18 protein-coding genes are annotated in these 17854 nt (G+C 70.3%); 16 read left to right on the top strand and 2 right to left on the bottom strand.

Going from position 1 to position 17854, the window contains the following annotated elements:
* Nucleotides 1–8: 8 nt before the first annotated feature.
* Entirely contained in the window at nucleotides 9–953 is a 945-nt protein-coding gene (locus ABCR94_RS17460) for an alcohol dehydrogenase catalytic domain-containing protein (RefSeq protein ID WP_347120239.1), read from the bottom strand.
* A gap of 65 nt (nucleotides 954–1018) precedes the next feature.
* Nucleotides 1019–1822, bottom strand: a complete 804-nt coding sequence (locus ABCR94_RS17465; protein ID WP_347120240.1) for an HAD family hydrolase — start codon at nucleotides 1820–1822, stop codon at nucleotides 1019–1021.
* A gap of 395 nt (nucleotides 1823–2217) precedes the next feature.
* Between ABCR94_RS17465 and ABCR94_RS17470 the strand changes: the two genes are divergently transcribed.
* The 16 genes from ABCR94_RS17470 to ABCR94_RS17545 all read left to right on the top strand — a co-directional run bounded on the left by ABCR94_RS17470 (nucleotide 2218) and on the right by ABCR94_RS17545 (nucleotide 17721).
* A complete protein-coding gene (locus ABCR94_RS17470; RefSeq protein ID WP_347120241.1) occupies nucleotides 2218–3456 on the top strand; it encodes a helix-turn-helix domain-containing protein in 1239 nt (412 codons plus the stop codon).
* A 107-nt stretch (nucleotides 3457–3563) separates the two neighbouring features.
* Nucleotides 3564–4004, top strand: coding sequence for a hypothetical protein (locus ABCR94_RS17475; RefSeq protein WP_347120242.1), 441 nt, complete (start codon nucleotides 3564–3566; stop codon nucleotides 4002–4004).
* Nucleotides 4005–4368: 364 nt separating this feature from the next.
* On the top strand, nucleotides 4369–4878 hold the full coding sequence (locus tag ABCR94_RS17480; RefSeq protein WP_347120243.1) for an ATP-binding protein: 510 nt from the start codon (nucleotides 4369–4371) through the stop codon (nucleotides 4876–4878).
* A gap of 266 nt (nucleotides 4879–5144) precedes the next feature.
* A complete protein-coding gene (locus ABCR94_RS17485) occupies nucleotides 5145–5678 on the top strand; it encodes a hypothetical protein (RefSeq protein WP_347120244.1) in 534 nt (177 codons plus the stop codon).
* 326 nt (nucleotides 5679–6004) lie between these two features.
* Complete coding sequence (locus ABCR94_RS17490) at nucleotides 6005–6562, top strand: hypothetical protein (protein WP_347120245.1); 558 nt, start codon at nucleotides 6005–6007, stop codon at nucleotides 6560–6562.
* A 220-nt stretch (nucleotides 6563–6782) separates the two neighbouring features.
* Entirely contained in the window at nucleotides 6783–7406 is a 624-nt protein-coding gene (locus tag ABCR94_RS17495) for an SAF domain-containing protein (protein ID WP_347120246.1), read from the top strand.
* Nucleotides 7406–8269 (top strand): CpaE/TadZ family protein, encoded by an 864-nt coding sequence (locus ABCR94_RS17500; protein ID WP_347120247.1) that lies wholly within the window; start codon nucleotides 7406–7408, stop codon nucleotides 8267–8269. Before ABCR94_RS17495 ends, ABCR94_RS17500 begins: the two co-directional genes overlap by 1 nt.
* A complete protein-coding gene (locus ABCR94_RS17505) occupies nucleotides 8266–9600 on the top strand; it encodes a TadA family conjugal transfer-associated ATPase (protein ID WP_347120248.1) in 1335 nt (444 codons plus the stop codon). Before ABCR94_RS17500 ends, ABCR94_RS17505 begins: the two co-directional genes overlap by 4 nt.
* Nucleotides 9597–10469, top strand: a complete 873-nt coding sequence (locus tag ABCR94_RS17510; protein WP_347120249.1) for a type II secretion system F family protein — start codon at nucleotides 9597–9599, stop codon at nucleotides 10467–10469. The genes ABCR94_RS17505 and ABCR94_RS17510 overlap by 4 nt, the downstream gene beginning before the upstream one ends.
* A complete protein-coding gene (locus ABCR94_RS17515; protein ID WP_347120250.1) occupies nucleotides 10466–11362 on the top strand; it encodes a type II secretion system F family protein in 897 nt (298 codons plus the stop codon). Before ABCR94_RS17510 ends, ABCR94_RS17515 begins: the two co-directional genes overlap by 4 nt.
* Nucleotides 11363–11389: 27 nt before the next feature.
* Nucleotides 11390–11587 (top strand): hypothetical protein, encoded by a 198-nt coding sequence (locus ABCR94_RS17520; RefSeq protein WP_347120251.1) that lies wholly within the window; start codon nucleotides 11390–11392, stop codon nucleotides 11585–11587.
* A 49-nt stretch (nucleotides 11588–11636) separates the two neighbouring features.
* The gene (locus ABCR94_RS17525) at nucleotides 11637–11990 is read left to right on the top strand and encodes a TadE/TadG family type IV pilus assembly protein (RefSeq protein WP_347120252.1); all 354 of its coding nucleotides are present in this window, start codon (nucleotides 11637–11639) and stop codon (nucleotides 11988–11990) included.
* Entirely contained in the window at nucleotides 11987–12415 is a 429-nt protein-coding gene (locus ABCR94_RS17530) for a TadE/TadG family type IV pilus assembly protein (protein WP_347120253.1), read from the top strand. The genes ABCR94_RS17525 and ABCR94_RS17530 overlap by 4 nt, the downstream gene beginning before the upstream one ends.
* A complete protein-coding gene (locus ABCR94_RS17535) occupies nucleotides 12412–12888 on the top strand; it encodes a pilus assembly protein TadG-related protein (RefSeq protein ID WP_347120254.1) in 477 nt (158 codons plus the stop codon). Before ABCR94_RS17530 ends, ABCR94_RS17535 begins: the two co-directional genes overlap by 4 nt.
* Before the next feature lie 2 nt (nucleotides 12889–12890).
* Entirely contained in the window at nucleotides 12891–15554 is a 2664-nt protein-coding gene (locus ABCR94_RS17540; RefSeq protein ID WP_347120718.1) for a BTAD domain-containing putative transcriptional regulator, read from the top strand.
* Between the two features lie 1102 nt (nucleotides 15555–16656).
* Nucleotides 16657–17721, top strand: a complete 1065-nt coding sequence (locus ABCR94_RS17545) for an AAA family ATPase (protein WP_521977315.1) — start codon at nucleotides 16657–16659, stop codon at nucleotides 17719–17721.
* The last annotated feature ends 133 nt before the right edge of the window (nucleotides 17722–17854 follow it).

Below are 17854 nucleotides of genomic sequence, written 5' to 3' on the forward strand. Positions count from 1 at the left end.
TCCATGGGTCAGGTGTCGGAGGTGAGCAGGACTTTGGCCGGGCGGTTCGGGGAGTCGTGACGCATCGCTGCCAGGGCGCTGGGGAGTTCGAGAAGCGGGTAGCGGTCGTGGGTCAGCAGGTCGGCCCAGGCGCCACCGAGTGAGAGAAGGACGAGCGCGTCGCGGAAGTCGTCGTGGCCGTCGGCGCGGCAGTACGAGAAGGAGCCGCGCACCGTGATGGAGCGGGCGAAGAGGTCACGGAGCGGGAGGGAGAGCGCGACGTACGGGGCGTAGGCGTTCTGGACGAGAACGGTGCCACCGTCGCGGACTGCGGCCGCGGCCTGGCGTAACGGGGAGTCGTTGTGTCCGGAGGCGGCGTCGACGACTGCGTCGCAGTCAGGGAGAGTGCGGTGATGAACGTCGATGTTCAAGTTGGCCAGCGCGTCTCGGAGTTGAATGACGCGGGCGGGGGAGCGGGCGGCCAGGTGTACGTCCCAGCCCGCGTGTGCCGCCCGCACGGCGGTGCATACGCCCAGGGCCCCGGAGCCGATGACCCCCAGGCGGCCGGAACGGGCCCGGAGCCCGCAGCGCACCCCGTGTACGGCCACCGCCATGGGATCGGCGAGCACCCCGTGCGCGTGGTCACGCAGTACCGGGAGCTGCACCACGTTGGAGCTGGGCACGCGGACCGCTTCGGCGAGACCGCCGGGGAGGTCCCAACCGATGCGCTGGAGGCGGCGGCATAGGTGCGTACGCCCGTGCTCGCAGTCGGGACACGCACGACAGGAGACCAGCGGATCGACAGTGACCCAGTCGCCCGTCAGGGCGTCGAGTCCGACGATCTCGTGCCCGGGGAACCAGGGGTCGGGAACCGGGGCGTTCCAGGTCGGGTGCAGCTTGGGGAGGTCGCTGCCGCACAGGCCGGCGTACCGAACGTGGATCAGGCGGGTATCGCCATCAAGGGCGGTTGCCACGGGTGCCGTTGGGGCTGAGATGAGCCGAGGAAGGCCTTCGCGCACCGCCCAGGCGCGCGCCGCGCTCATTGGCCCCACCCGTCAGCCAGTGCGGAAGGAAGATCTTCTACGGACGCCAGCGACACTCCGGGCCACGGCTTCTCGCCGAAAGCGAGACTCTGGTTTCCGCCCCGTCGCGCAACCTTCACGGGCCGCATCCCAAAGCGCTGCGCACCGGTGAGCTCGTTTCCGCCCCCGTCACCGCAGTAGACGACCTCGTTCGACCGGACACCGAGAAGGCTCAACGCCCGTGCGTAGAGATGGGGATGGGGTTTCAGTACGCTCTCTCGGCAGCTGAACACCGCCGCTTCGAAGTGGGACGAGACGGCAGCCGTCACATCCCACTGCTCGGCGACATCCGGCGAGGCGTCACTCAGCAGCGCCAACTTCAGTCCGTTGCTTCGGAGTTCCTTCAGCGCGTGGAGGACCGAGACATCAATCCGTAGCCGTGAGGACACGAGGCGGTGTAATGCCGCCTCCACGGCGCTCGTACGGTCGGAGGGTGCATCGCACTGTTCGACGAGATGCGCGGCGACGGCTTTGGTGGAGCGGAGCGTGCCGTCGTGCCTGGGCCGCCAACTGTTAATCAGGGCGGCCTCAGCGGCCTTGGTTGTGATGCCCATGGCGGCGGCCAACTCGGCGGCAGCAGACGCGCGTTCCGCAGGGAGTGGGGCCGGGACGAGCGTCCCGAACAGATCAAGCACCACGGCCTTCGGCAGTGCCCCCGGCTCCCGCTGGAGGGGCAGTGCGGCGAGGGGACGGGCGGAAGCGGTCGGCCAGAGACGGGGCGGTGCCGTTCCGAGTGAAATGGGGGTGTGCGGGTAGCGCATTTCGAGACTCCCTCACCTGTGGAGTGGACTCGTGCGGCGGAACCGAGCGCGCTGGAGGACCGGATTTCTGTTGAGGAGTGGGGTGCGATCGGTGCGCGCTGTATACAGACGATTCCACCGGCGAGGGGATCGACAGCGGACAAATTGTCCGGAGTGCCTTTCCGTGGAACTCTTGACAGGTGAACCGAGCAGCGCGTACTGCGCGCAGACGCATGCAGCGGGCTGTCGTGCGGTGGTATGAGGGATTTCAGTCGGTTCGACGCGTCATGCGGACCGGCCGGCGGAGTTCCTTTTCGTGCCGCCCGGGAAGGCGGCTCCGGTCGAGGTTCCGCCCTGTGCTGGACAGCGAAAGTACGCTGACCGAAGTGCTCCGTCGCGAAGGGACTGTTCCACCGATGAGTGAAAACCTGACGCTGGGAGACCGTCTCCGTATCGCTCGTAAGACACGGAATCTGTCTGCCGCCCAACTGGCACAGAAAGCCGCGATCTCCCCCAGCTATGTCCAGAAGCTTGAGTCCGGCGCACGCAAGGCGCCACCGTCGCTCGTGCTGGCGCTGGCGAAGGCGCTCCACTTCGGCCCCGAAGTCCTGACCGGACAGCCGTACTACGGAGAGCCCGAGGCTGAGGACGGGGTGCACGCCGTCATCCCCGAACTGCGCAGGATCCTGCTCTGCTATGACACCCCGGACGACCTGGACATCGCACCCCGGCCCCTGCCGGTCCTCGCCTCCGAGGTCGACCAAGTGGCCACGCTGCGCCGGGACGGCCGCTACGCCCCCATGGGGCCTCTCCTCCCGGCCGTCATCACCGAGCTGTCGCACATCGCGCTGAGCGGTCGGAATGGCGAGCGGGAGGAAGCGTTCGGCCATCTCGCCCGCGCATATCGGGCCGTGAACTCCCTCGCCCACAAGATGGGGCACCACGACCTGTCAGGCACCGCACTCGAACGCGTCCGCTGGGCGGCGGACCGCTCCGGGGACCCGTTGATGCAGTTCACCGCCGGCTACCTCGTCGTCGGCGCGATGCTCCGGCAAGGCGCGTACATGTCGGCACGTCGCAAACTCTTCGCGCTGCGCGCCGAGTTGGAACGACTTCAGCCCGAACGCTCCTACACCAATGACGCGCTCGCCATGGACGGGGCGCTACTGCTCAAACTGGCCGTCCTCGAAGCCCGGGAGAACAACCCGGAGGGCGTGGACGACTGCCTGCGGGAGGCCGAGAGCGTTGCCCGCCTCGCCGGTAACCGGGACTCCCTGGCGTACGAGATGTCTTTCGGGCCGACCAACATCCGCATCCACGAAGTGCACACGCTGATCGACGTGGGTGACGTGGAACAGGCCTTGGCACGTCTCAACCAGTGGTCCACCACCCGGGGTCAGGAATGGGCACCTCCGGCCTCGACGGTGGGGGAGCGCTCCAGCCACCACTTCATCGATGTGGCCTCGGCGAAGCTCGCTGTCGGCGACCGTGCCGGCGCCTTCACCGACCTGCGCAGGGCACGCAAGGCCGCCCCGAACCACACCCGCTTCCACCCGTCCGTACGTGAGACGTCGGCTGCGCTCCTGCGTATGGATGCCCACCCGTCCAATGAACTCGCCTCCTTCGGGCGATGGGCAGGGGTTACCACAACTTAGAGCGGACGTAAGGGGGTTCGGCGAAAAGGACTCCGCACAGTCTGTCCGCCCGTGGCGGTGACCACGTGGAAGTGTCTCCTTACCGACGAGGGTGAGGAGACACTTCCATGTCCGAGGGCAGCCCCCGCTTCTCCGCGGTCCCGCCGCGCTGGATGCCGATCGGCGACGATCCAGAAGTCTGTCCCATCGGAGAGTGGTGGGACGTGGTGCGAGTGGCAGAGGACATCGGCGACCGTGCGATAGCCATCCTCCGGGCGGACGGAGAGAACGTCGGCCCGGTGGTCCTCGGCGACGAGGGGACCTCTCTGCGCATGTACTTCCTGATGCCGATCGGCACGTCCACCGCCTGGCAGGTACCCGGCACCGTGCCACTCGGAGCGAGGAGCCACCTCGTCGTCCCGCCGGTGGCAGCCATCGAGCCCCCTGGACTTCACTGGCTCGTCCTCCCGACCGGGCCACGCCTACTGACGCATCCCGTAGCGCTGCGCCGAGCGATTGGCCGGGCTCGCAGGGAGCGGGGTGTTGTCGCGGGCACCGAGGAGTCGTGATCTGACTCCGTATCTCCCTCTTCTTGTCGGGCGGAGCCGCTTTTGCGAGCCCGGAAGCAAGCGCAGAAATTCTTTAAAAGAGCTGGTGAGAGTGGGGTTCCGCTCTTCGCGGAGCCGAGGTGTGGTGGTCGCGTTCCGCAATCGCGATCACCGTGGAGGTCCTTGTCGTGGCACCGATTCTGTTCACCGCTGTGCTGTTGCTGCCGTTCGTGACGGCCGCCGGCCCGTTCGCCCTGTACGAGGCGCGCGATTGTGTACTTCCGGGGCGGGGGCGCCACCGGCTCGTTGTACGTGGGCGGCATGCTGCCCCGGTTCGGGGAGGTCGACGATGAGCGCGCGACGGTCTTCGGGTACTGCCCCGAACGTGCTTCTTCGCTGGGGGAGTTGTGCCCCCGGCGCCCCGGCTCAGGCGCGAGCCGCGCTGCGGTGCGCGTTGGATCAGCTCGGCTATGACGGCGAGACGATCAGTGATGCGGTGATGGCCGTGTCGGAGTTGGTGGCGAACGCGACGGAGCATGCGGTGGGGCCGTACGAGATGCGGCTGCGGTGCACGGCGGCCGAGGTCATCTGTGAGGTCGAGGACGGGGACCCGTGCATTCCGGAGCTTCCGGGGTTCCCGGTGGCGGCTCCGTTCGAGCCGGTGGAAGAGGGGCGTGGCGGCGGGCTGGATGCGCTTTGCGCGTTGCTGTCGGAGCGTGGGCGGGGGTTGCACATCGTGCAGGTACTCACCAAGGGGGCTTGGGGATTCACGAAGGCGCGTCGCACGAAGGCGGCCTGGGTGGCGCTTCCGCTGCCACCAGGTGGTGCGGATGGTGGGTTCGCCATCCGGCGCGGCGGCGTACGGGGCTCCGGGCGTTGCAGCGAGGGCGTGTGAGAGCGACGTGAGGGGGTCCCCGATACCCGGGCATGGAGTCGCTGAACCGCGAACTCCATGCCCGTACGGGTGATTTGGAGTGACGGCTCTCGGCTGTTCTGGCCGATATTCACACCTTAAGAGTGAAAAGGAGCTGGTCATTCCGAATTTCGTTTGAGGCGCTGGAAGTCTGGGGCATGACGGATTCGCCAGTGACCGTTTGGCCACATTCAGTGATGAGTGGCTGGTGAAGTGGGGGTTTCATGCGAAGGACTGGAGCGCGGAGGGTGGCGATGGCCCTGTCTGCGGCGGTGGCGTTGGGGCTCGGGGCGGGCGCGTGCGGAGAGAGTGCGCCCCGGGCGGAGGGCGTGAGTGCCTCGCGGGAGGCGAAGGCTCCGACGGGCAGCGCCTCGGCGCTGCCCAGTGAGGCAGAGAGTGCGGCCTTCACGGCGTACCGAGCGATGTGGGCGGACGCTGTGGAGGCGTCCCGAACCTCGGACTCGAAGCACCCGCGACTGGACGACCACGCAAAGGAGAAGGCGTTGTGGTTGCTCCAGTTCATGATGGAAGAGATCCACAAGGCGGGGGCGACGAGTACGGGTGGAGTTTCCGTGGAGCCCCGAGTGGCGAAGGCGGACAAGTCCAAGGTTGAGCTGCTGGACTGCGTTGACGGGACCAAGTGGGTTCAGGTAAAGCCGAACGGGTCTCCCGATGGGCTGCCGGGCGGTCACTACCGGACGGAGGCAACTGTCGTGCTGGCCGACGGCAAATGGACGGTCTCGGATCTCTACTGGGGGGAGGCCGGGACATGCCTGAAGTGAAGTTCCGCGGCACTTCGGTGGTGAGAGGGACGGTTGTCTTCGCGGCATCGTTGTCACTGCTGGGGCCTCTGGCCGGCACGAGTTGGGCGGAGAGCGGCGCAGGGAGCATGAACGTTGCCGCCGCGGTTGCTTGTAGCCAGTCCGGGCGCTGCGGGCTCAGTGCGAGCAGTGGGTCGCGTCCGCCGAGTCGGAGTCGTCCGGGATCCTCAGCGGCCTATGGCGCTCCGGGCGCTCCGGGCGCTTCTGGATCGGGAGCTGGCCACGGGGGTGTGCGGTACGACGGGCGGTTGCCGGGGCAGTTGTACGGGCCGCGTGGAGTGCCTCTGGTGCCGCAGGTGCCGGATACGGACGCCGTCGCTGGTGGGGAGGAGGGCGGTGGTGGGGCGGTACGGCCTGCGCCGCCGGATCCTGCGGTGGTGGCGCAGCAGGCGGTGGGGGAGTTGGTGTTGCCGAAGCCGGTGATTCGTATGAACCCCGACGAGAAGTATGCGCAGTTGGTGCGGGTGCCGACGTGGATGTGGCTCGATCCGGGGATGTGGAAGTCGGTGTCGGAGACGGTGGCGGTGCCGGGGGTGTCGGTGACGGCGAAGGCGACGCCTCGTTCGGCGACATGGGTGATAGGGGACGGCACGAGGGTGGTGTGCAAGGGGGCGGGGACGGCGTACTCGGCGAAGTTCGCGGCGGACGCGAAGTCTCCGGACTGCGGGCACACCTACCGGCGCTCGTCTGCGGGGAAGCCGGGGGAGGCGTTCGCCGTGTCGGTGACCGTGGGCTGGGACGTGGAGTGGCAGGGCGGGAGCGAGCAGGGCGTGGTGCCCGGGATGCAGACGGCGGCGCAGATGCCGTTGCGGGTGGCCGAGGCGCAGGCGCTCGTCACGTCCTGACCTGAGGGTGTGACCGCCCTGGTAGGGCGGATGTGGGGCGCCGGTGAGCGCCGTTCGTTCGGTGGGTTTCTTCGAGCAGGTGAGGTGGCGTGTGGGGACCTCTGTGTCTTCTTCCGGGTCGAAATCGGCTGGTGTGAACGGGAATATGGGTGGGCCGTGGGCGCGTTTGAGGCCGTCTCCGGCGGCTGAGGGAGGGCTTTCGGTTCCGTCTGGTGGTCCGGTGGGGGAACGGCGGTGGCGGCCGGGGCTGGTGGCGCTCGGGCTGGCCGGGGCGATTGCGTGTGCGGGTGGAGTGGCATGGGTGGTGGGCGCGTCCGGGGAGCGGCAGCCCGTGCTGACGGCGGTACGACCGGTTGCGGCAGGGGCGGTGATCGAGGCCGGGGACCTGGGCGTCGTACGGCTTGGGGTCGATGACGCCACACAGGTGGTCCGGGCCGGGGATCGGGGTGCGGTGGTGGGGCGGCGGGCCGTAGTGCCTTTGGTGGCGGGGCAGTTGCTTGCCTCCGGGCAGGTCGGGGATGCGGCGAAGTTTCCGGGGTTGGGGCAGGCGCTGGTGGTGATCGGGGCCGAGCCGGGGATGTTGCCTGCGGGGCTGGCGGCCGGGCAGCGGGTGGCCGTAGTGCCTGGACCCTCTTCCGGAGGTGCGCCGGCAGCAGAGGAGAAGGAAGGGGCGAAGGTGCCCGATCCGGTGCTCGGAGTGGTGCATGCGGTGAGCCGCCCGGAGACGACATCGGGGAAGGGCGCGGTGACTGTGCTGGTGGATGCCGGGGCGGTGCGGCGGGCGGCGCAGATGGCGGAGCCGAGGGTGGCTGTGCTCGGTGGTGGCGTGAAGGAGGTGTCGTGATGCGGAAAGTCGTGGCGTTGGGTGCGTTCAAGGGTGCGCCGGGGGTGACCACGCTGGCCATGGCGCTCGCCTCGGCCTGGCCCGCCGAGGGTTCGGAGGGCGGGGTGCGGCCGGTGGTGGTGGAGGCGGACATGGCGGGAGGTGATCTTGCGGCGCGCTTCGGGCTCTCCGACATGGAGGGGCTGCTCGCGCTGGCTGCCGGAGGCCACCGGGACGGGCAGGACGACGAGCTGGGCGGGTGCGTGCAGGAGGTGGCCGGCGGGCTGCGGGTCGTGGTCGCGCCGACCGGTGGGGATCAGGCGCTGGCCAGTGTCGGCGAGGTGGTGGCACGCCCGTCCGTACTGCGGGGCGGGGGCGACAGCGAGGGCATGGTGCTGCTGGACCTGGGGCGACTGGGAGCGCGTCCGTCGCGGGAGTTGGCGCGGGGCGCGGATCGGCTGGTGCTGGTGAGCCGGGGCAGCGTGGAGGCGCTCGCGCACGTGGCCGCGCGGGGTGAGTGGCTGGATGGGGCCTCGTACGAGCTGGTGGTGGTCGGGGTGTGCCGGTTCAGCGAGGCGGAGATCGCGGCGGCGTTGGAGATGTCCCCGGAGCGGGTGCGCAAGGTGCCCTGGGACGTACGGGCTGCTGCTGCGCTCGGCGGGGCCGGGCAGGTCGGGCGAAGGCGGTGGGTGCGTTCGCCGCTCACGCAGGCGGCCTCGGCGCTGGCACACCACCTTGACGGTGGCGGCGGGCGTGGAGGTCAGGGAGGCGCGCGGGGTCTGGGTAGTGAGCTGGCTCAGCTCCGTGCCAGGGCGCTGCCCGGTGCGGTGCGCGCACGGCTGGGTGCACCGCGCGCCCTGTCCAGCGGGGGAGGGGCACAGTGACGGCCGATGTGGGGCTTGGTGTGCAGCACACCGTGGAAGCCTTCCGGGAGGCCATCGCCGCTGAACTGACCGGGTTCGCGCATACCCGCAGCGAGGCCGGGCTGCCGGTGCAGAACGCGGCGGAGCGGCGCTCGCTGGCCAACAAGCTGCTGGCCGACGAGCTCGCCGCGTACAACCAGCAGCGGCTGCGCGCCGGGCAGATGACGCTCACCGGTGAGGAGCGGACGGAGCTGGAACGGCAGGTGATGGAGGGCCTGTTCGGGCTGGGGTCGTTGCAGGAGCTGCTGGAGGACGACCGGATCGAGAATATCCAGATCAACGGGGCCGACCAGGTTTTCGTACGGTACGCCGACGGCGCCGAGGAGCAGCGGGCTCCGGTGGCTGCCTCGGACGGCGAGCTGATTGATCTCGTACGGCAGATCGCGGCGCGCTCGGGGCTGGAGGAGCGGCGCTTCGACCGGGGGTCGCCGAGCCTGAACATCTGTCTGCCGGACGGCTCGCGGCTGTTCGCGGTGATGGCGCTCTCGCACCGGGTGGGGCTGACCATCCGCCGCCACCGCTTCAAGCGGGTCACCATGGACGACCTGGCGAACCGGCTTCAGATCTGCGACGAGCGCCTCGGCGCGTTCCTGACCGCTTTGGTGCTGGCGCGGAAGAACATCATCGTCGGCGGCGGTACGAACGTCGGCAAGACCACTCTCGCCCGGGGGCTGGCGTCGGTGATTCCCGCGCAGGAGCGGCTGGTGACCATCGAGGACACCTTCGAACTCGGCCTGCACGAGGACACCGTCGCCCACCCGAACGTCATGGCGCTCCAGGCGCGGGAAGCGAATCTGGAGGGTGAAGGGGCTGTGGATCAGGCGGAGTTGGTGCGGTGGGGGCTGCGGATGTCGCCGGAGCGGGTGATCGTCGGGGAGATCCGGGGCCCGGAGGTGGTGCCGATGTGCAACGCCATGAGCCAGGGCAACGACGGCTCGCTCTCCACCATCCACGCCTCGACCTCGCGCGGGGTGTTCACCAAGCTCGCCGCGTATGCCGCTCAGTCCCCGGAGCGTTTGTCGCTGGAGGCGACGAACCTGCTCGTCGCGTCCGCGGTGCACTTCGTCGTCCACCTCGGCTGGGACGCCGAGGGCCGGCGGGCCATCGACTCCGTACGGGAAGTAGTGGACGCAGACGGTACGCAGATCATCTCCAACGAGGTCTACCGGCCCGGCCCCGACGGCCGCGCCGTGCCCGCAGCGCCGCTGCGCACGGAAACTTTCGACGACCTGGTGGACGCCGGACTCGATGTCGCACTGCTGCGCGGCGAACGCTGGGGGACGGCGACATGACTCAGGACGTGTTGACCGGGCTGCTGCTCGGGGCGGGGCTCGCGCTGTCGGTCGGGCTCGTGGTGCTCGGTGTACGGCCACGAGCGGAGGGCGAACGGGTCGTACGGAGGCGGCAGTTGCCGTTCCGGGCGAGCGGGCGGCAGTGGGTTGTGGCTGCGGTGGTGGGCCTGCTGGTCGGGGCGGCGACCGGGTGGCCGGTCGCCGGCATCCTCACCCTCGTCGGTGTCCTGACGCTCCCGAATCTGCTGGTCGGAGACCGGCATGCGGCGGCCCGTACCGAGAAACTGGAGGCCCTCGCGCTGTGGGCGGAGATGCTCCGTGACACCCTGTCGGCTGCGGCCGGTCTGGAGCAGGCGATCCTGGCGACCGCCCCGGTCGCCCCGCAGGCGGTGCAGGCAGAGGCGGCCCGGCTGGCTGGTCGGATCGAGGACGGGCAGCCGCTCGGCGAGGCACTGCGTACCTTCGCCGAGGAAGTCGATGACGCGACCTGCGACATGGTGACCGCCGCCCTGGTGATGGCCGCCGAACGCCAGGCCCGTCAGCTGGCTCCGCTGTTGGGGCAGCTGGCGGCGGCGACGCGGGAGCAGGTGACGATGCGGCTGCGTACCGAGGCCGGACGCTCTCGGGTACGTACCTCGGTACGCGTGATCACAGTGACCACGCTGGGCATGGCGGGCGGGCTGGCCGTCCTCAACCGCGCCTATCTCGACCCGTACTCCACAGCGACGGGGCAGATCGTGCTGGCCGGGGTAGGCGGGCTGTTCGCGGTGGCCTTCTGGTGGCTGATGAAGATCGCCACCCTGGAGGAAGACCCCCGCATCCTCAAGGGCGTTCGGCCCGCTGCCGGTGTAGAGGTGGTGGTCCGATGACGGCCCTGCTGCTCGGACTCGGACTCGGCGGCTTCCTCGCGCTGGTGGCGTACGGACTCAACCCGCCGCGTCCCTCCCTCGCCGAATCGCTCGCCCGGCTCGGCCGGTCGTCGGTCGTACCGCCGCCTTCGACTGCTTTGGACGGCGAAGGGTGGGCGCGGCGCTGGGGACGCAGGGGTGTGCCCGCGCTGCGGGCGTGCGGGCTGCCGACCGCGAAACTGCGGCGGGACCTGGTCGTCGCCGAGGTGCCGGTCGAGCAGTTCCTGGCGGAGAAGGCTGCGGCCGGGGTGGTCGGCTTCCTCACGCCGAGCGTGTTCTCGTTGCTGGTGTGGGCGCTGACGGGGAGTGGACTGGACTGGCAGCTGTCCGGGATTGGTTCGCTGATCCTCGGGGCGGTGCTCTTCCTCGCCCCGGATCTGACCGTACGGGCCACTGCGGCGCGGCGGCGCAAGGAGCTGCGGCACACCCTGTCGGTGTTCCTCAACCTGGTGGTCATCGCCCTGGCCGGCGGCGCCGGAGTCCACCAGGCCCTCACCGATGCCGGAGCCAACCCGCACGGATGGGCCGCCGCCCAGCTGCGCCGGGCACTGACCGCCTCGGAAGTCGGACGCACGAACGTCTGGCAGGAACTGGGCGAACTCGGTTCCCGCACCGGTGTCCGTGAACTCGTCGAGCTCGCCGCGACGATCTCCCTGGCGGGCAGCGAGGGCGCCAAGATCCGAATCTCGCTGGAGGCCAAAGCGTCCGCCATGCGCACCCGCGCTCTCACCGAGGCAGACGGTGCCGCCCAGTCCGCGACCGAGCGGATGTCGCTTCCCGTGGTCGTCCTCTTCGGTGGCTTCCTCGTCTTCATCGGCTACCCGGCGATGCAGAACGTCCTCGCCGGACTTTGAACCCTCTGACATGAAGTGGAGCTGGACATGAACTACCGCACTCTCGCTGCCCGTACCCGCGCCTGGGGACGCAAGGTCAGGGTTCGGATGACCGAGGCCGGTGATGCGGGGTACTCCACCGAGGCGGTCATCGTTACAGCGCTGCTGGCCGTCCTCGGTCTCACCGTCATCGGCGTCATCGTCGCCAAGGTGATGGCCAAGGCGAACGGCATCGACCTTGGCTGACACCTGCCGCCGCACGCGCACGAAGAGACGCCTGCGTGACCGGGGAAGCGTGAGCACGGAAGCCGTACTCACCGTGCCGGTGCTGATGGTGCTGCTGCTGTTGATCGTGCAGTTCGCGCTCGCCATGCACGCTCAGCACATCGCCCAGACGGCCGCCTCCCGGGCGCTGGCCGCCGCCCGCGCCCAGGACGCCTCCTCGGCCACTGGGAACGCGGACGCGGCGGCGACGCTGCGCCTCGTCGGCGGCCGGGTCCTTCACGCCCCCACGGTGCAGGTCAGCCGCACTGCGGAGAGCGTGACGGCGCATGTGGAGGGCCAGGTGGTCGTGGTGGTTCCGGGGCTGCGCTTGCGGGTCTCCGGGCATGCCGCGGGGCCGGTCGAGAAGTGGAGCGTGAGCCCGTGAACCGTCGCGTACGGCATAGCGGGAAGGAGCGGGAGCGGGGATCGGCTACCACGGAACTCGTCCTGGTGACCCCGCTGTTGATCCTGCTGGCGCTGGTGGCCGTTGCCTTCGGGCGGCTGGCCGGTGCCCGACTGGACGCCGACGAAGCCGCCCACCAGGCCGCCCGCGCCGCCTCCCTGGCCCGCACCGCAGACCGGGCCCACGGTGATGCCCTTCGCGCCGCGCGGGCCAGCCTGGCCGGAGCCGGGGCCTCCTGCACCAGCCCCCGTATCGCCCCCGCACTGGGCGGACTCGTGCCCGGCGGGACGGTTCGGGTCACGGTGACCTGCCGGGCCGATCTCGACGTACCCGGCATGCGCAGCATGGACGTCACCTCGACAGCGGCCTCCGTGGTGGACCTGTACCGAGGAGGAGTGGAGACATGACACGACCAGTCCCGCCGCAGTCGCGGCGCGCGCGTGCACGGCGGCGCGAGGATACGGGGCAGGTGACCGCCGTGGTCGTGGTGTCGGTGGCCGGGCTGTTCCTCTTCGCCGGGCTCGTCATCGACGGCGGCCTCGCCCTCGCTGGGAAGGTACGAGCCGCCGATACCGCGCAGGAAGCCGCCCGCGCCGCCTGCCAGGAAGTCGACCTGGAGCATCTGCGGGCCACCCGCCGGATGCGTCTGGAGCCGGGCCCCGCGAGCGCCGCCGCTCACGCCCGGGTCGCCGCGGTCGGCGACACCGCGACGGTGGCGGTACGGGACGGCGAAGCGGAGGTGACGGTCACCCACGTCCAGCCCACCCAGGTGCTCTCCCTGGTCGGCCTCGGCTCCCTCACCACCACCGCCACGGCCACCGCGCACATCGAACGCGGCACGAGCACTCCCTGGGGCGAGGCGGGGGAGGACAGCCCGTGACCATGGTTCGTCGGGCACTGGGTGTCGTACAGTTCCTGGGCGCGGCTGGAGTTCTTGCGGTGGCGGTCGGGGGCATTCCGTACGTCCTGGTGATCGCGGTCGGGGTGCCCTGGCCCGAACAGGTCGCTTCGTTCGACGACCTGTTCACCCGGCTCTCCCAGCCGGTCAGCGACCCGTTCGTACTGAAGGCGCTCGCCCTGGTCGGCTGGGCGTGCTGGGCGTACTTTCTGGCCGCCCTGGTGCGTGAAATGTGCTGGGTGGTGGGGAAGTTGCCCGCCCTGCTGCGGGATGCGACCTTGCTGCGTCGGCACACCGCGACGTTGCCCGTGCACCGGGCTGCCGCCGCACTGCTCGTCGGCACGATCCTGCTCGGCCTGTGCGGCGTGGGGCGCCTGCCTGCCGCGCACACCGAACCGTACGCAGTGACTTCCCTGGCCCAGCCGGTGGCGGTCACCGCGCCCCAGTACGTTCCGGCCGCCACCGCCTCGCCGACGACGCAGCCCGCGCATACCTCGTACACCGTGCTGCCCGGCGACACCCTCTGGGACCTCGCCGCACGCCATCTCGGAGATCCCCTGAAATGGCCCAGGATTTACCAACTCAGCTGCACCATCCGCCAGAGCGACGGGCAGCTTCTCTCCGACCCCGACCTGCTCCTTCCTGGCTGGCAACTCCAGCTCCCCACCCACGTTGCACCGCCTCTCCCCGCACCCAGCGGCCCGCCGGCCGCACCTGCACAGCCGCCCCGTACGGCAAGCCCAAACCCCGCTCCCGTACCGACGCCTCCTCCTGCGCCGTCGCCTTCATCCTCCGGCCAAGGGGGCGCGCACGAGGTGGCGCAGCCCACCCGGCCCGTGGGTATCGGGCTCGGCCCCGCCTCCCTGATCGGTGTCACCACGGCGGCAGGCATCGCTGCCGCCCTCGGCTACGCGCGACGCCATGCCGCCCGCCGCCGTACACCGAGCCTCGACACCTTCGCCAGGCAGGTGACCGATGAGGGCCCGCTGCTGACCGAGGCGGTGCAACGCAGCAATCGGGCTCACCTCGCGGCCCGAGCTGCTCGCCACCACACTCCCGGTGACCTGCCCCGGCACACCGCCCCGGCCGACCCGCAGCCACCCGGCACCGTCACCCTGGCCGACCTCGGCGGACACGAAATCTCTGCCGATGTCCTCGCGATCCCCGGGGGAGTGCACGTCTTTGGGGGCGGCGCCCCGGACGCGCTGCGTCACCTGGTGATCGCCATTGCGGCGGCGGCTGAACGAGTACGGCCCGGAGCCCCTCACGTACGCCTGATCATTCCGGCTCCCTTCCTCGCCCAACTCCTGCCCGGACAAGTGGAGCTGGGCCCTGCGTGGGAGGTCACTGCGACGGGTGCCGCCGCGCTCGACGCTGCCGAACATGCTCTGCTGGAACACGCCCGCCACCGCCAGCACCACAGCGGACAGGCGGACGCCGGAACGGGGCCGACCCTGCACGTCCTGCTCCTCAACGGGGTGGCCGACACCGATATCCGCCGCCTGGAGGCAATCGCTGCCCGCGCCGCGCACAGCCAACTGGCCGTCGTCGCCTGCCAGGACACCGCCCCAGGAGTCCACTGGCACCGCCTGACGGTCGCCGCCGACGGAACCGCCGACACCACCCTCACTGCGCTGCGCGCGGCCACGCTGTTCCTCCTCGCCGCCGAACCCGCAGCGGACCTTCTCGCCCCCCTCATCCGCGCCCATGACCCCCACACCTCCCACTCGGAGGTCGACGGGGAACCCGACGACGAGGGCCCCGGCACGGGAGCAGCACCTGAACGAAGCACTCCTCCCGTGCCGCAACCCGCCCCTGCGCCTTCCCCCGTGCCCCTGACGGACTCGTGCGCAACGCATTCGGTGCAGACGGTCCATATCCGTCTCTTCGCCGGGTTCGCTCTCTCCGTGCGTGGAAAAGAATGTGCGCTCACCGAAACCCGCAAGGAAGAGACCCGGGAATTCCTCGCCCTTCTCGCCGCACATCCTGCAGGACTGCGCGGCGAAGAAATCGCCGAGAAGATGCAGATCTCCGGCAGTACGGCGGAAGTGCACCGGCGCGTGGCCAACCTGCGCCGCAATGCGCGTCGGATCCTGCGGGATGCCACTGGGCAGCAGGAAGTGGCCTTCCTCGTTCCCAGCGGTCAGCGCCACCGCCTCGATCCGCAGCACATCTCCACCGACGTCGCCGTGTTCACCGACGCTCTCCGCCAGGCCGTCGACGCCGGCTCCCCCTTTGGTCGCGCCGAGGCCCTTCAGCGTGCGACCGACATCTATACCGGGCCGCTGTGTGACGGCGCCGACTACCTCTGGGCCATCGACCTGCGCGAGGCCTTACACCGTCGCGCCGTCGACGCCCTGGCCCTCCTCGCCGAGCACACCGCCCAGCACTCCGCCGACCCCGAACCCGCCCTCGCCCTGCTCAACCGGGCCGCCGACCTGGACCCCACCAACGAACACCTCTACCAGCGCATCATCCAGCTCCAGCTCACCCTCGGCCGCCACGACGCAGCCCACCGCACGCTGCGCCTCCTCACCACCCGCCTCGCCGACATCGACGCCGCCCCCGACCCCGCCACCCTCGCCCTGCTCCACACCGGCTCGCCCAGGAGGCCTGCTGCTGCACGCGGAGAGACGACCCGTCACTGAGGTCAACTCCGTACAGGGAGCAGTTGTCGCTCGACTACCTGGCGAAGACCGTTCCGACGGGTTGAAGAACCGTTGGAGCCGAGTCCTGCAGCCCGTCCTGGCTGGCGTCCTTTCACGGGGGTCCCCCCCGGCGTCCTGCTTGGACCGGAGCACCCCCGCACCCGTATCACCCCAGGTCACGGCCCGGTCTGCCAGCGCGGACCGGGCCAGCCTGCATATCGGTACAGGTATGTGTCCCGATCTGCCGGCGCCCGGCCCCCACCCGGCTCACTTCCCGTACATCCCCCTGCTCACCCGTATGCCTGCTTCCCTCCTCCTCCTTTCTCCTCCTCCTTCCCTATCCCCTGCCGGCCCCGGCCCCGGCGGCCAGGGGAAGGCGGTGCCCCGGCGGTGCCCCGGCGGTGCCCCGGCGGTGCCCCGGCGGTGCCCCGGCGGAGCCGAGGGTGCCGCCGTGCCGCCGTGCCGCCGTGCCGCCGTGCCGCCGTGCCGCCGTGCCGCCGTGCCGCCGTGCCGCCGTGCCGCCGTGCCGCCGTGCCGCCGTGCCGCCGTGCCGCCGTGCCGCCGTGCCGCCGTGCCGGTGGATGTGGATTCGTGCGCGTGCTCGAATTTTGTAGGGGTGCCGGCGTTTTCGGCGGGTGCCAGGGCCTGGGATTCGGTCGTGGCCGGGCGGGCGCACGACGCTTCACGTCGCGCATTGGGGTATTCACGATAAAAGCGGTCGTGAATTCACGAGAATTCCAGCATTATCAAGCCGCAATTCATATTGAGGCGTCGTGCGGGTCGAGCTATATTTGAATTGTTCCCGGGGGAACCCGGAAATGCGAAACTCGAAAGGCATCTCCTCCCGGTAAAGGCTTACGGGTGAGGTGTGCCTAAAAGGCGGCCGGATTCCGGTGAAAGGAATTCGACGCCCCGTACGCAGAAAGGCCGTGTGATGACGACTCCTCCTGCCGCACCCCCCGGTGCCCCGCCGCCTGCCGCCACCTCCGCCGCCTCGCCGCCTTCCGTTCCGGCCCCGCACGTGTCCGTGCCGCAGGGGAGCTCTGTGTCCGCCCCGGCGGGCGGGGGCGTGAAGGCACGGCCGGGTGAACTGCGGGCCCGTATCGCCCAGGTCCTTGCCGCCGACACGCGCATGACGTTCACGGTGACCGAGCTGGCGAAGGCGCTGGGGCATTCCGGCGGGGCGGTCGGCAACGCCTGCGAAACCCTGGTGACCCGGGGCGAGGCGGAACAGATCGGGGCGAGTCCGCGCAGGTACCGGGCCACCCCCACCACCGCCCAGGCCGCCCAGCACACCCCCGCCCCACCTTCGCCGGGCACCTCCGCACCGCCCCCGGCCCGCACGGCTCCGCCCGCCGCGCAGGGCGGGCGGCCTGACCCGGTGATCCGCCCCAACGGGATGGCCTACCACCCCCGCGCCCTGGCGGAGTTGCCCGATGTGGAGGCGTTGCGGAAGCTCCGCAAGGCCGGAGTGCCCGTGTTGTTGTACGGGCCGCCGGGCACCGGGAAGACGTCGCTGATCGAGGCCGCGTTCCCGGATCTGGTCACGGTGGCGGGGGACGGTGACACCACGGTCGGGGACCTGGTGGGTGAGTACACCCAGGACCCCGGCGGCGGCTACACCTTCGTCTACGGCCCGTTGATCACCGCCATGCAGGAGGGCCGCGCCCTGTTGTTGGACGACGCGACCCTGATCTCGCCGAAGGTGCTGGCCGCGTTGTATCCGGCGATGGACGGGCGGTGTCAGATCCGGGTCAAGGCCCACAAGGGTGAGGCGATCATGGCGGCCGAGGGGTTCTACGTGATCGCGGGTCACAACCCGGGGGTGCACGGGGCGGTGCTGACCGAGGCGTTGTCTTCGCGGTTCAGTGTGCAGATCCAGGTGGGCTCCGACTACGACCTGGCCGCCGCCTTGAAGATCCAGCCGAAGGCGGTACGGATCGCCCGACGGCTGGCCACTGCGCAGGAGGCCGGGGAGGTCGGCTGGGCCCCGCAGCTCCGCGAGTTGATCGCCTTCCAGAAGATCAGCGACGTGCTCGGCATGGACGCCGCCTTCGCCAACCTGGTCGGCGTCGCCCCGCTGGAGGACCGGGACACGGTCGCCGACCTCGTCTCCAAGATCACCGGCCGCCCGGTGGTGGCCCTGGCCCTCGGCCGCCAGCTCTAACACCCCACCCCCGCAGCCGGGTTCACCCCGGTACGCCACGGCCCGGCCGGTTCCCTGCCTGCCCCCTGCGCGGGCGGCTCCGGCACCCACCCCCGCCTCTGCCGCCTCCTCGAATTCCGTACACCCCGCCCCC

Origin of the sequence: Streptomyces changchenzhani (assembly GCF_039766235.1) — a bacterium.
Classification (GTDB): Bacteria; Actinomycetota; Actinomycetes; order Streptomycetales; family Streptomycetaceae; genus Streptomyces.

Excerpts from the sequence above, each read along its gene's own strand:
- ABCR94_RS17465 (WP_347120240.1), bottom strand. The coding sequence starts at position 1,822 with ATGCGCTACCCGCACACCCCCATTTCACTCGGAACGGCACCGCCCCGT.
- ABCR94_RS17470 (WP_347120241.1), top strand. The coding sequence starts at position 2,218 with ATGAGTGAAAACCTGACGCTGGGAGACCGTCTCCGTATCGCTCGTAAG.
- ABCR94_RS17475 (WP_347120242.1), top strand. The coding sequence starts at position 3,564 with ATGTCCGAGGGCAGCCCCCGCTTCTCCGCGGTCCCGCCGCGCTGGATG.
- ABCR94_RS17500 (WP_347120247.1), top strand. The coding sequence starts at position 7,406 with ATGCGGAAAGTCGTGGCGTTGGGTGCGTTCAAGGGTGCGCCGGGGGTG.
- ABCR94_RS17510 (WP_347120249.1), top strand. The coding sequence starts at position 9,597 with ATGACTCAGGACGTGTTGACCGGGCTGCTGCTCGGGGCGGGGCTCGCG.
- ABCR94_RS17515 (WP_347120250.1), top strand. The coding sequence starts at position 10,466 with ATGACGGCCCTGCTGCTCGGACTCGGACTCGGCGGCTTCCTCGCGCTG.
- ABCR94_RS17520 (WP_347120251.1), top strand. The coding sequence starts at position 11,390 with ATGAACTACCGCACTCTCGCTGCCCGTACCCGCGCCTGGGGACGCAAG.
- ABCR94_RS17535 (WP_347120254.1), top strand. The coding sequence starts at position 12,412 with ATGACACGACCAGTCCCGCCGCAGTCGCGGCGCGCGCGTGCACGGCGG.
- ABCR94_RS17540 (WP_347120718.1), top strand. The coding sequence starts at position 12,891 with ATGGTTCGTCGGGCACTGGGTGTCGTACAGTTCCTGGGCGCGGCTGGA.